The organism is Streptomyces sp. NPDC044002 (assembly GCF_056434525.1).
In genome coordinates this window covers 43,804-57,087 of the sequence record NZ_JBWKEZ010000016.1, presented here as the reverse complement: position 1 = coordinate 57,087, position 13,284 = coordinate 43,804, and the positions used below count along the sequence as shown (strand labels likewise).

At 72.2% G+C, this 13,284-nt stretch carries 10 protein-coding genes; 1 reads left to right on the top strand and 9 read right to left on the bottom strand.

Annotated features, from left to right (window positions below; translation table 11 throughout):
• Window positions 1–126: 126 nt before the first annotated feature.
• The 9 genes from galE to AC07A6_RS14810 all read right to left on the bottom strand — a co-directional run bounded on the left by galE (window position 127) and on the right by AC07A6_RS14810 (window position 11,717).
• On the bottom strand, window positions 127–1,143 hold the full coding sequence (gene galE / locus AC07A6_RS14850; protein WP_478777360.1) for a UDP-glucose 4-epimerase GalE: 1,017 nt from the start codon (window positions 1,141–1,143) through the stop codon (window positions 127–129).
• Between the two features lie 16 nt (window positions 1,144–1,159).
• Complete coding sequence (locus AC07A6_RS14845; protein ID WP_478777359.1) at window positions 1,160–2,788, bottom strand: glycosyltransferase family 2 protein; 1,629 nt, start codon at window positions 2,786–2,788, stop codon at window positions 1,160–1,162.
• A 77-nt stretch (window positions 2,789–2,865) separates the two neighbouring features.
• Window positions 2,866–4,311: a GTPase ObgE gene (gene obgE / locus AC07A6_RS14840; RefSeq protein WP_362467240.1), complete on the bottom strand. Its 1,446-nt coding sequence runs from the start codon at window positions 4,309–4,311 to the stop codon at window positions 2,866–2,868.
• A 170-nt stretch (window positions 4,312–4,481) separates the two neighbouring features.
• Entirely contained in the window at window positions 4,482–4,736 is a 255-nt protein-coding gene (gene rpmA / locus AC07A6_RS14835; protein WP_007264038.1) for a 50S ribosomal protein L27, read from the bottom strand.
• Between the two features lie 13 nt (window positions 4,737–4,749).
• Complete coding sequence (gene rplU / locus AC07A6_RS14830) at window positions 4,750–5,070, bottom strand: 50S ribosomal protein L21 (RefSeq protein ID WP_007264039.1); 321 nt, start codon at window positions 5,068–5,070, stop codon at window positions 4,750–4,752.
• 280 nt (window positions 5,071–5,350) lie between these two features.
• Window positions 5,351–9,433 carry an Rne/Rng family ribonuclease gene (locus AC07A6_RS14825; RefSeq protein ID WP_478777358.1) on the bottom strand — a complete coding sequence of 1,361 codons (4,083 nt, stop codon included), beginning with the start codon at window positions 9,431–9,433 and terminating at the stop codon, window positions 5,351–5,353.
• 236 nt (window positions 9,434–9,669) lie between these two features.
• Window positions 9,670–10,449 (bottom strand): TIGR03936 family radical SAM-associated protein, encoded by a 780-nt coding sequence (locus AC07A6_RS14820; RefSeq protein WP_285342785.1) that lies wholly within the window; start codon window positions 10,447–10,449, stop codon window positions 9,670–9,672.
• A 109-nt stretch (window positions 10,450–10,558) separates the two neighbouring features.
• Window positions 10,559–11,521 carry a hypothetical protein gene (locus AC07A6_RS14815; RefSeq protein WP_478777357.1) on the bottom strand — a complete coding sequence of 321 codons (963 nt, stop codon included), beginning with the start codon at window positions 11,519–11,521 and terminating at the stop codon, window positions 10,559–10,561.
• A gap of 52 nt (window positions 11,522–11,573) precedes the next feature.
• Window positions 11,574–11,717 carry a DUF2191 domain-containing protein gene (locus AC07A6_RS14810; RefSeq protein ID WP_362467243.1) on the bottom strand — a complete coding sequence of 48 codons (144 nt, stop codon included), beginning with the start codon at window positions 11,715–11,717 and terminating at the stop codon, window positions 11,574–11,576.
• 127 nt (window positions 11,718–11,844) lie between these two features.
• Here AC07A6_RS14810 and AC07A6_RS14805 point away from each other — a divergent pair, with 127 nt between their 5' ends.
• A complete protein-coding gene (locus AC07A6_RS14805; protein WP_478777356.1) occupies window positions 11,845–13,251 on the top strand; it encodes a recombinase family protein in 1,407 nt (468 codons plus the stop codon).
• Window positions 13,252–13,284 lie beyond the last annotated feature (33 nt).

Here is a 13,284-nt window from a genome sequence, read left to right as displayed (position 1 = left end):
CCTTTTCTTTTTTTCTGTATCTCTCCCCCCCCCCCCTCCCCCCCCCCCCCCCCCCCCCCCCCCCCCCCCCCCCCCCCCCCCCCCCCACCCCCCCGCCTCTGCGTGTACGCGGTGTGTACGCGGTCCTCAGACCTTGTGGACGTCCCGGTGGTGGTCGCCGTGGCCGGGCGCACGGTTGGCCTCCCAGCCGGCCCACGCCGAGGTGATCATCTCGCGGACGTCGTGCCGCGCCTTCCAGCCCAGCTCGGACGCGATCCGGTCGGCCGAGGCCACGACCTTCGCCGGGTCACCGGGGCGCCGCGGGGTGACGACCGGCGCGTAGGTGTGCCCGGTGCCCGCGTTCAGCAGCTCGACCATCTCCTTGACGGAGACGCCCTCACCGCGCCCGATGTTGACGGTGAGGTCCTTGTACTCCCCCGCCGCACCCCACTCGGCGAGCCGGCGGGCCGCCACCACGTGCGCGTCCGCGAGGTCCTCCACGTGGATGTAGTCACGGATGCAGGTGCCGTCCGGGGTCGGGTAGTCGTCGCCGAAGATCCGGGCGCCCTCGCCGGCGTCGTAGCGCTCGAAGACCATCGGCACCAGGTTGAAGACCCCGGTGTCCGCCAGCTCGGGGGCCGCCGCGCCCGCCACGTTGAAGTAGCGCAGACAGGCGGTGGAGATCCCGTGCGCCTTGCCGGCGGCCCGGACCAGCCACTCGCCGGCCAGCTTGGTCTCCCCGTACGGGCTCAGCGGCTTGCACGGGGTCTCCTCCGTGACGGAGTCCACGTCGGGCATCCCGTACACGGAGGCGGAGGAAGAGAACAGGAAGTTGCGGATGCCCGCCGCCACCACGGCCTCCAGCAGCACCGTGAGGCCCTGCACGTTCTCGCGGTAGTAGTACAGCGGCTTCTCGACGGACTCGCCGACCTGCTTCTTGCCCGCCAGGTGTACCACGCCGGTGATCCTGTGCTCGCGGAGGGCCTCGTCCAGGGCGAGGCGGTCCAGCACCGAGGCCGTCACCAGCGGGACGCCCTCCGGCACGCGGTCCTCCCGGCCCGTGGAGAGGTCGTCGAAGACCACGACCTTCTCACCCGCGAGCAGCATCGCCCGGACGACGTGCGCGCCGATGTATCCGGCGCCACCGGTGATCAGAAATGTCATGCGTATCTCCCGAGCTCTAGCGTGACCTGCGCGTGCGGGCGCGGTCGAGGCGGTTGCGTACGAAGGTCAGCGCGCCCCCGGCACCGGGCGCGAGGCGGACGGCCAGCGCACCGGCGGCCGTGCGGTAGGGCTGCGCCAGCAGAACACCGTACCGGCTGCTGGGCAGGGCCCTGCGGCGGAGCAGACCGCCCAGGGGGCGCAGGGAGGTGTGCAGGGAGCTCCCGTCGGCGCAGCGCACGCCCACCCGGACGTCCCAGGCCTGCATCCCGCGCAGCCCCCGGCGGCGCCCCTCGGCGGCCAGCGCGGCCGGCCGGAACGGCACCTCGGCACTCCACCCGTCCCCGTCGGCGGCGGCCCGCAGCTCCACCGGCCGCAGCAGGACGGGATCACCCCCCGCCCGGGGCGGAAAGCTCAGCTGGACGGTCTGCGGACCCGCCTCGGCGAGCCGCCCGTACAGGTCGCGCACCCGCAGCCGCAGGGCCCCCGCCCCGGCGGGCTCGGCGTCGACGGTGACGGGCAGCTCGGCCACCGGCAGGGCGTCGAGCCCGTCCAGCGGCACGGGCAGCCCGGCGCTCCACACCGGCACCCCGGCCGCGTCACGCGCGTACGGGGGCAGCAGCCGGGCCGGCTCGGCGGCGAACCGCATCAGCCGCTCCAAGTCCCCGGGCGGGGTCTCGGCGGCCGCCAGCACAGCGGCGGCCCAGCGGGCACGGGCGGGCGCGGCGGCGGTGTCGGCGGGGTCGAAGCCGGCCAGGTACTCACGGGTCAGCGCCCACCAGGCGGCCCGGTACTCCGGGTCCTTGCCGAGCTCGCGCAGGTACATCCGCAGGTCGTAGTCGAGGAACTTCACCTGGCAGGCACGGCCCAGCTCCGGGGAGGCGGCGGCGAGGGTGCGGGAGGCGGTGCGGTGGGCCTCGACTCGGGAACGCCAGTTCCCGACGTCCTTGCGGTCCAGGGAGATCGACACCTGGGCGGCGCTGCGGCGCACGTGCCACACGTAGACGAGGTCGCCGACGACCGCGATCCGGGGACCTGCGGCCAGGACGCGGGAGGTGAAGACGAAGTCCTCGTACACGAACCGGCCGTCGGGGAAGCGGATCCCGTGCTTCTCCAGGAAGGCACGCTCGTACAGCTTGTTGACGCAGAGGGTGTCACGGACCAGCTCGGGCCGGTCCGCCGGCCGCTCGACGACCTCGCCCGGCACGTACAGGCCCGGCATCCAGGGCACCTCGCGGCCCTCGGGCAGCTCGCGGCGCACGCACGCGCCGACGGTGACGGGCGCCCGGTGCTCCTCGGCGGCCCGCAGCAGCGCCTCGGCCGCGCCCGGAGGCAGGACGTCGTCGCTGTCGAGGAAGAGGACGTACGGGGAGGTCGCGGCGGCGATCCCGTCGTTGCGGGGGGTGCCGCAGCCGCCGCTGTTCTCCGTGCGGTGCAGGACCCGCAGGCGCGGGTGGACCGCCGCCAGCCCGTCCAGCACGCCGGCGGTCCCGTCCGAGGAGGCGTCGTTCACGACGATGACCTCGGCGACCACCGGGCCCTGGGCGAGGGCCGAGGAAACGGCCTCGCCCACGAGCCCGGCGTCGTTGTACGCGATCACCACCACCGAGACCGAGGGGGTGCCACTGCTGGAATGACTGCTGCTCACCCGCAGGATCCTAAGCGAACGGTGTAAAGCCGACTTCAAGCCGCCTCCGCGCCGCCCCGCCCGCACGCCCCGCCCGGTCAGAAGGGACGGAACTCGTCGTACTCCTTCTGGGCGGAGTCGCCGCGGCGGGCTTCCTTCTCGTTGCGGCGCTGGGTGGCCGGACGCGGGGCGTCCAGGCGGTGGTCCTCACCGCGGCGGCCCAGCATCTCGGCTCCGGCCATCACGGTCGGCTCCCAGTCGAAGACGACCGCGTTCTCCTCGGAACCGATCGCGACGCCGTCGCCCGCCTTGGCACCGGCCTTCTTCAGCGCGTCCTCGACACCGAGGCGGTTGAGCCGGTCGGCGAGGTAGCCGACGGCCTCGTCGTTGTTGAAGTCGGTCTGGCGGACCCAGCGCTCCGGCTTCTCGCCGCGCACCCGGTACACCTCCTCGACCTCGTCGTAGGTGACGGTGAAGCCGGCGTCGTCCACGGCCTTCGGGCGGATGACGATGCGGGTCGCCTCCTGCTTGGGCTTGCGGGCGCGCGCCTTCGCGACGACCTCGGCGAGGAAGTACGAGAGCTCCTTCAGACCCGTACGGGCGACCGCGGAGACCTCGAACACCTTGTAGCCGCGGGCCTCCAGGTCCGGGCGGACCATGTCCGCGAGCTCCTGGCCGTCGGGGATGTCGACCTTGTTCAGGACGACGAGGCGCGGGCGCTTCTCCAGGCCGCCGCCGTAGATCTTGAGCTCTTCCTCGATGACGTCGAGGTCGGCCACGGGGTCGCGGTCGGTCTCCAGGGTGGCCGTGTCCAGCACGTGCACGAGGACCGAGCAGCGCTCGACGTGGCGCAGGAACTCCAGGCCGAGGCCCTTGCCCTGGCTGGCGCCCGGGATCAGACCCGGGACGTCGGCGATGGTGTAGACGGTCGAGCCGGCCGTGACCACGCCCAGGTTCGGGACGAGGGTGGTGAAGGGGTAGTCCGCGATCTTCGGCTTGGCCGCGGAGAGCACCGAGATCAGCGAGGACTTGCCGGCGCTCGGGAAGCCGACCAGCGCCACGTCGGCGACGGTCTTCAGCTCCAGGACGATGTCACCGCTGTCACCGGGGACGCCGAGGAGGGCGAAGCCGGGCGCCTTGCGGCGGGCGGAGGAGAGCGCGGCGTTGCCGAGGCCGCCGCGGCCGCCCTCGGCGGCGACGTACGTGGTGCCCTGGCCGACGAGGTCGGCGAGCACGTTGCCCTGCTTGTCGAGGACGACGGTGCCGTCCGGCACGGGCAGGACCAGGTCCTGGCCGTCCTTGCCGGAGCGGTTGCCGCCCTCGCCGGGCTTGCCGTTCGTGGCCTTGCGGTGCGGGCTGTGGTGGTAGTCCAGCAGGGTGGTGATCGCCTGCTCCACCACCAGGATCACGTCACCGCCACGGCCGCCGTTGCCGCCGTCGGGGCCGCCGAGCGGCTTGAACTTCTCCCGGTGAACGGAGGCGCAGCCGTGGCCCCCGTTACCCGCGGCGACGTGCAGCTCGACGCGGTCCACGAAGGTGGTCATGGATGTTCCTCCAGATACATACGGGAATGTCCCGGGCAGGCCTTGCTGCCCATTAAACGTGTCTATGTGACAACGCGCCGAGGGCGGACCTCTCTTCCCGGCGTGTGCCGGGAAGAGCTGAGATCCGCCCTCGGGGTGTTACGAACGCTTGTGATTCAGCAGGAGCTGGATCAGGCGGCCGGAACGATGTTGACGACCTTGCGGCCACGGTGCGTACCGAACTGCACCGCACCCGGCAGCAGCGCGAACAGCGTGTCGTCGCCACCGCGACCGACACCCGCACCCGGGTGGAAGTGGGTGCCGCGCTGGCGGACGAGGATCTCGCCGGCGGAAACGACCTGACCGCCGAAGCGCTTCACGCCGAGCCGCTGAGCGTTGGAATCGCGCCCGTTCCGGGTGGACGATGCGCCCTTCTTGTGTGCCATGTCTCAGTCCCTCTTACTTCGCAGCCGTGGGGATACCGGTGACCTTGATCGCCGTGTACTGCTGACGGTGACCCTGGCGACGGCGGTAGCCGGTCTTGTTCTTGTAGCGCAGGATGTCGATCTTGGCGCCCTTGGTGTGGTCCACGACCTCGGCCGTGACCTTGATCCCGGCCAGCACCCACGGGTCGCTGGTCACGGCGTCGCCGTCGACAACGAGCAGGGTCGAGAGCTCGACCGTGTCGCCAGCCTTGGCAGTGGAAATCTTGTCAACCTCAACGATGTCGCCGACAGCAACCTTGTGCTGGCGACCACCGCTGCGCACGATGGCGTACACGCGGATCTCTCTCTCACTCGGGACGGATGCTCCTGAAGCCAGCCACTCACACGGGCCGGGGCCCACGGTGATCCGGATTGGACGAGCGGCCTCTCCCGTGACCCGGCCGCTTGCGCGGTCGTGCGGGAGGAAGGTGCTCAGGAGCGCGACGCACACTGAACGGAAAATCGTCCAAGACACGCCGACGGTCTAGGTTACGGGGCTGGTTCCGGAGGGTCAAACCGGGCCCCGCAGCACCGTGGACCCCGCCCGGAGGCGGGGTCCACGGTCACGGAACGGATCAGGCCTCGGTCGGAGCCGTGACGGACGGAGCGCTCTGCTCCGCCGCCGCGGTCTTCTTCGTGGCCCGCTTCGCCGTGGTCTTCTTGGCCGTCGCCTTCTTCGCGACGGTCTTCTTGGCGGCCGCGGCCTTCTTGGCCGGAGCCTTCTTCGCCGTGGTGGCCGCCTTCTTGGCCGGAGCCTTGCGGGCGGCCTTCTTCGCCGGAGCCGGAGCCTCGGCATCGGCCTCGCCGGCCGGGGCCTCGGCCGGGACGGCCTCCGCGACGGCCTCCACGACCGGGGTCTCGACGACCACGACGGCGGCCTCGGCCGCACCCGCGGGCGCGGTGGCCTTGCGTACGGCGCGACGGCGCGGACGGGCCGGGGCGGCCTCCACGACCGGCTCGGCCGGGGTCTCGGCGACGGGCTCGGGCTGGGCCTCGGGCTCCGCGACGGGCTCCTCGGCCACGGGCACCGCCACCGGCTCGGCGACGGGCTCGGCGACGGCCTCCACGACCGGCTCGGCGACGGGCTCGGCCACGGCCACCGGCTCCGCGGCCACGACGGGCTCCGGCTCCGGGGCGGTCGCCTTGCGGGTCGCCCGGCGACGGGTACGGCCCTTCGGCGCGGCCTCCTCCACCGGAGCGGCCGGGGCGGCCTCCACCGTCTCCACGGCCTCGGCGACGACCTCGGCGGCCGGCTCCAGCACCGTGTCCGCGGGCTCGGTGACCGGCTCCGCCTCCACCACCGGGACCACCGGCGCGGGAGCCGCCGGCGCCGGAGCGGCGAACCGCTCCGCACCGCGCGGGGCACCCGCCGGAGCGGTCGCCTTACGGGTGGCGCGGCGACGGTTGCGGCGCCCGCTGATGCCCGCGGCGGCCTCGGCCTCGGCCGGGCTGCTGTACAGCTCCTCGTCCGGCACGAACGCCGGCTCCGGAAGGGCGCGCGGCGCGGCGAGCTCCGCGGCCACCTCGGCCTCGGTCTCGGCCTCCAGCACCTCGGCCTCGACGGTCTCGACCGTCTCCAGGCCGTGCTCGTGCTCGTGCTCCACGGCGCGGCCACCGCGGCGCTTGGCGCGCTTGCCGTTGCCACCGCCGCCGACCGCGGTCGGCGTCTCCATGTGCACGATCACACCGCGGCCGTTGCAGTGGACGCAGGTCTCGGAGAAGGACTCCAGCAGACCCTGGCCCACCCGCTTGCGGGTCATCTGCACCAGGCCCAGCGAGGTGACCTCGGCCACCTGGTGCTTGGTCCGGTCCCGGCCCAGGCACTCCAGCATGCGCCGCAGCACCAGGTCGCGGTTGGACTCCAGGACCATGTCGATGAAGTCGATGACGACGATGCCGCCCAGGTCGCGCAGCCGCAGCTGGCGCACGATCTCCTCGGCCGCCTCCAGGTTGTTCCTGGTGACGGTCTCCTCGAGGTTGCCGCCCTGACCGGTGAACTTGCCGGTGTTGACGTCGATGACGATCATCGCCTCGGTCTTGTCGATCACGAGGGAGCCGCCCGAGGGCAGCCACACCTTGCGGTCGAGCGCCTTGGCGAGCTGCTCGTCGATCCGGTACGTCGCGAAGACATCGACCTCGGAGGTCCAGCGGGACAGCCGGTCGGCCAGGTCCGGGGCCACGTGGGACACGTAGCCGTGGATGGTCTCCCACGCCTGGTCACCGCTGATGATGACCTTGGAGAAGTCCTCGTTGAAGATGTCGCGCACGACCCGGACCGTCATGTCCGGCTCGCCGTACAGCAGGCTCGGCGACGAGGTCGTGATCTGCTTCGACTTCTTCTGGATGTCCTCCCACTGCGCCTGCAGACGCTCGACGTCACGGCGCAGCTCGTCCTCGCTCGCACCCTCGGCGGCGGTGCGCACGATGACGCCCGCGTCCTCGGGGACGATCTTCTTGAGGATGGTCTTCAGACGCGCGCGCTCGGTGTCGGGCAGCTTGCGGCTGATACCGGTCATCGAGCCCTCGGGCACGTACACCAGGTAGCGGCCGGGCAGCGAGACCTGGCTGGTCAGACGGGCACCCTTGTGGCCGATCGGGTCCTTGGTGACCTGCACCAGGACCGACTGGCCGGACTTCAGGGCGGACTCGATGCGGCGCGGCCCGTTGGCCATGCCGAGCGCCTCGAAGTTGACCTCACCGGCGTACAGGACGGCGTTGCGGCCCTTGCCGATGTCGATGAAGGCGGCCTCCATCGACGGCAGCACGTTCTGGACCTTGCCCAGGTAGACGTTGCCGACGTACGAGGTGGCCTCTTCCTTGTTGACGTAGTGCTCGACGAGCACGTTGTCCTCGAGGACGCCGATCTGGGTGCGCTCACCGGACTGGCGGACGACCATCACGCGCTCGACGGCCTCACGGCGGGCCAGGAACTCGGCCTCGGTGATGATCGGCACGCGGCGGCGGCCCTGCTCGCGGCCCTCGCGGCGGCGCTGCTTCTTCGCCTCCAGACGGGTCGAGCCCTTGATGGACTGCACCTCGTCGGACGGCTCGGCCTTCTCGCGCGCCGGGCGCGGCTCGCGGACCTTGAGCACGGTGCGGACACCGTCCTCCTCGCCCGCCTCGACCTCGACGGCACCGTCACCGCTGCGGCGGCGACGGCGGCGGCGACGACGGCTGGAGGTGGAACCGAGGGCCTCCTCGGCCTCCTCGTCCTCTTCCTCCTGGTCGGCTTCCTGCGGCTCGGCCTCCTGCGCGGCGGCCTCGCCCTCGGTCTCCTCGTACGCGGACTCGTCCAGGTCGGCGGCCTCACCGCGACGGCGGCGACGGCCACCGCGACGACGGCGGCGCGAGGGACGCTCGCCCGACTCGTCGGACTCGTCCTCGTCGAAGCCGTCGGCCTCGGCCTCCGGCTCCTCCTCCACGAGCTCCGGCTCGGCCGCGGCCACGGGCTCGGCGACGGCGCCACGACGGCGGCGACGACGGCCGGCCGGCTGCGCGGCGGGGGCCTGGACCTCGGCGGCGGCCTCGGCCTCCTCCTCGGTCTCCTCGGCCTCCTCCGCCGAAGCGGCGGCGGCAGCGGCCGCGGCGGCCATGGCCGCGGTCTCCGGGGTCTGGAACATCGGCTCGGCGAACACCGGGGCCTGGAAGACGGCCACGGCCGGGCGCGCGGCACGGCGGGCGGCGCGGTTCGGAGCGGCCTCCGGCTCGGCGGCGGCCTGAGCGGGCTGCGCGGCGGCGGGGGCGGCCGGGGCGGAGGCGCGGGTGGCGCGGCGACGGCCGCGCTTGGGGGCGTCCACGGCGTCGGCGACGGTCACGGCGCGGGTGGCGGCCTTGGGGGCCTCCTCCACGACGGCCTGCACCTCTTCCTCGGCCTCCTCCTCGTCCTCCACGACCGGGGCGGGCTCGGCCACGACGGCCGGAGCGGCGACGGCACGGGTGGCACGGCGACGCGTACGCGGGGCGGGAGCGGCCGGGGCCTCCTCCACGACCGGAGCGGGAGCGGCGGCGGCCTCCACGACGACCTCGGCGGCCTCGGTCACGGCGACCGGAGCGGCGACGGCACGGGTGGCACGACGACGGGCACGCGGGGCGGGAGCGGCCGGAGCCTCCTCCACGACCGGAGCGGCAGCCGGAGCGGCCTCGGCGGCGACCTCTACGGCCTCTACGGCCTCGGCGGCCGGAGCGGTGGCGGCGCGGGTGGCACGGCGACGGGCGCGCGGGGCGGGAGCGGCGGGAGCCTCCTCCACGACCGGCGCGGCAGCGGGCGCGGCCTCCGCGGCGACCTCTACGGCCTCGGCGGCCGGAGCGGTGGCGGCGCGGGTGGCACGGCGACGCGTACGCGGGGCGGGAGCGGCCGGAGCCTCCTCCACGACCGGCGCCGGAGCCGCAGCGGCCTCCACCACGACCTCGGCGGCCTCGGCCACCGGAGCGGCGACGGCACGGGTGGCACGGCGACGGGCACGCGGGGCGGGAGCGGCCGGAGCCTCCTCCACGACCGGAGCGGCAGCGGGCGCGGCCTCTACGGGCGCCTCGGCGACGACGCCGCCGGGCGGGCCGGCCGGCCGGGAAGCCGCACGGCGACGCCTGCGCGGGGGCAGGTTGTCGCTGGGGCTGCCACTGTCGGCGGCGGGGGTGTTGTCGTTTTCGTTGTTGAGCATGCGGGCGGTTCTCCCGTCACGCTCCCGGGCGCCGCGGCTGACATCCGGTCCGGCACGGCTCCGCGCGATGGAGCGCGGAACCGGCCTCCGGGGCGCGTTCGCCACACGGGAGCTGTAGTCCATGGCCCGCCGGTTCCGTACGTGTTGTCCGTACGGCCTGGCGGAAGTCTTCAGGTCAGTGCGCTGCCCGACCCAGGTGGCTCCCGAGTTCCAGGGCGGCGCGACGACGACGGTCCTTACGCGGCGGGACCTTCCGGCGCCTTCGCGTCGGCGTTCACGGCGGCCGTGGGTGGAGCGGCCGTGACAGCCTCGCGGTCGGGCGCGAGCGGGTCGGTCACCGTGCCGGACTCCTCGTCGAAGAGCCCCTGCGCCAGCCTGGTCACCGCTGCGGGGACCGGCGGCGCCAGGTCGGCCACAGCTTGGAGACCGGACAGGACGTCGTCGGGTCGCACGGCAGGTGTCAAATGCCGAACAACCAGCCGCAGTATCGCACAGGCATTGTCCAGCGGCCTATCAACCTGGGCAGGAAGGGCCTCGAGGCTGACGACGGCACCGCGGGTGTCGAAGGTCCGCATGCCGTTCTTGGTCCGGCGCTGTACCTCGACCGTCTCGGCGGCGAGGAAGACCTCCACCGCCCGCGCGGCGTCGGCGGGCTCCACGCCCTCCAGGCGCAGCTCCCAGACGGAGGCCGTCAGTCGGTCCGCGAGCCCGGAGGTCCGGGCCTCGACGGCGTCGACGATGTCGAGGCCGAGCGGCATCGACTCGTCGAGCAGCTCGCGGAGCTTCTCGGGGTCGCGGTGCTGGGCGAGGCCGATCTCCAGGTACTCGGCCTCGCTGCCGGTCCCGGTGGGAGCGGCGTTCGCGTACGAGACGCGGGGGTGCGGGGTGAAGCCCGCCGAGTACGCCATGGGTACCTCGGCACGGCGCAGGGCGCGTTCGAACGCGCGCTGGAAGTCTCGGTGGCTGGTGAACCGGAGGCGGCCACGCTTGGTGTAGCGCAGTCGGATGCGCTGCACCACCGGTGCGGGAGGCGGGCCTTCGGGCTGTCGCTTGCCCAGTGGTTCTTCTCCTTGTGCGGGGCGTCGCGGCTCGCGCGCCGCCCTGAGGTCTGTCGACCCGTCCGGCTCACCCCCGCCGATTGCGCGGGGAGATCTCGGGAGCGGGTGCCGCGTCGGCGGCTGTCGTACTACCCAGAGTACGCGCCCGTGACCTCGCCGGTTCCCCCGGCGGCCCCCCGAACAGCATGCGACGCACCTCGGCCCGCGCCTCCCGCACCGCGGCACGGGAGGTGCGCCACACCTCGCGCACGGCGTGCCCGACGGGTGTGGCCACCTGCCGGTACACCCACGCGGCGGGCCGGGCGACCCAGCCGCGCCACAGCCGGCGCAGCCCGCGGCCGAGGGCGCGCAGGATCCGGCCGGCGATGTGCCAGGCGGCGAGGAGGAGCTCCCCGAGCGGCAGGAGGACGTACCGGTACAGCAGGGAGAGCGGCGGCAGGAGCACGTACCGTCCCGCCCAGGCCAGCCCGTGTCCGCCCGGCACGAGCACGTACCGCCACAACCCCACCCAGGGCCACACGAACACCACCAGGCAGAGCCCCCGCACCAGCCAGCGCAGCCCGTGCCCGACGGGCGTCAGCACCGCCCGGTACAGCCACCCCGCCGGCAGCACCACCACGTGCCGCAGCACCCATCCGATCCCGCTCCCGACCGGCACGAGCACGTACCGCCCGAAGGCCACGCACAGCCAGGCCGTCCCCAGCCCGAGGGGCCGCAGCAGGTAGGTGTAGGTCACCCTGCTGACGGGCACGACGAGGTACCGCCACAACCCCACCCAGGGCCAGTAGAAGAGAACGAGCAGCAACGGCCGCAGCAGATACCGCCACACCTGGAGGAGCACCCACCCGGCCCCCCGGCCGAGCGGCGCCAGCACATGCCTCTGCGCAGCACGCGCCCCCACCACCAGCAGGTCCCACAGGGCCCGCACGGGCAGCACCACGAGCACGGCGACGATCTTCACGGGCACCCTGACCACCCCGGTCAAACACCCGCCCCCACCCGGCGCGGCCTGCGCCTTCTCCATCTGCATGCCGCTAAGGACACCAGAACTGGGCCTTCCGTTGCGCCGGGGGTCCAACCGCTCAGCCGTCGGCCCCGGCCCGCCGGGCCCGCGCCGCAATCTCCACCAGCGCCGCGTTCACGGTGTCCTGCACCGTCCTGGTGCCGAGCGCTTCGGCAGCCAGCGCCAGCGCTTCCTCGTCCACGTCGATTTCCGTCTCGGCCATCAGCCGACTCCCTTTAGAGAATTTGACATTTCACCGGGCAGCGACACATCTCGCCAGAGGTTGCCAAATTCGAGCAACTTTTCCCATTCACGTTGGACACCCCTACCGAATCGCTAGCCTCTCTCACATGAAAACACGCCAACCGGTTTATACCTGGACCGCAGCAGACAAGGAACTCCTCGCCGAGTTGGAGAGGGATGAGCTCTCACTGCCGGCCGACGCGCCTCGGGCCCTGCTGTCCGTGCGGCTTTCGGTGCTCACGGATACCACCACTTCCCCCTTACGCCAGGAACTCGACCTTCGCCTCCTCGCCAGGGAGCGGGGGTACCGGATCGTCGGGGTCGCCCGCGACCTCAACGTCTCCGCGACAAAGGTGCCACCATGGCAACGGCCGCAGCTCGGCCCTTGGCTCAGGGACAGAACTCCGGAATTCGACGTACTGCTCTTCTGGAAGATGGACCGCCTGGTGCGGCGAGTTGCCGACTTGACCACGATGATCACGTGGTGCTTGAGGTTCGGAAAGAATCTGGTCTCCAGACATGACCCCATCGACCTGACCACAGAAGCCGGAAAAACACTGGCCGCTCTTGTCAGCAGCGCCGCCGAGATCGAGGCAGCCAACACCGGAAGTCGGCTCGCGAGCCTATGGAGCTACACGAAGACACAAAGCAGGTGGCCTGTCGGCAAACCCGCATACGGCTACACAACGACCGAGGGACCGGACGGCAGGAGGGCCCTAACCGTCGACCAAGACGCGCATCGCGTCCTGCACTGGTGTCACCGCAGAATCCTGCGGGGTGCCTCAGCCAGACATCTGGCCAGGGTGCTGGTACGCGCTGGCGTGTGTGGTCCGGGGCTCACTGCCTCCACGCTGCTTGGCCGACTTCGAAACCCGGCCCTCATGGGGTACCGCGTAGAAGAAGACAAGAAGGGCGGCATTCGCCGCTCAAAGCTGGTAATCGGAAGGGACGGCAATCCGATCCGCGTCGCCGAGGGAATCTTCACAGAGGAGCAGTTCCAGGAGCTTCAGACAGCACTCGACCAGCGCTCGAAGTCCCAGCCCGCCCGCCGGCCGGACGGAGCGACCTCCTTCCTCGGCGTACTCGTCTGTGCAGACTGCGGAACCAACATGACCGTGCAGAGGACGAGGACCAACACCGACAAGTGCTACGAGTACCTCCGGTGCCGCGCTTGCCCGGGAGGCGGGCAGGGAGCCCCCGATCCTCAAAGCATCTACACCCGACTCATGGACGAAGTGCTGTCCGCCCTCGGGGACGAGCCCGTACAGATCAGGGAGTACGCCAGGGACCGATGGGTTCTGAGGCCTACGGGGCAGACCTTCCGCCAGTCCTGGGCCGAGGGCGGCAGCAAGGGAATGACCAAGGACCTCCTCCGCGCGGGCATCACGTGCAAGGTCACAAGAACCAAGGTCCGTAAGGTCCGCGCCCCGCAGGTCCAGATCCAGCTCGCCATGCCCGATGACGCACGGCTGAGGCTCGTCATCATCAGAGACGAGTTCGCATTCGACGTCTAGAAATGCAAATGTCCCCCCTGCCCTTCAGCAAGG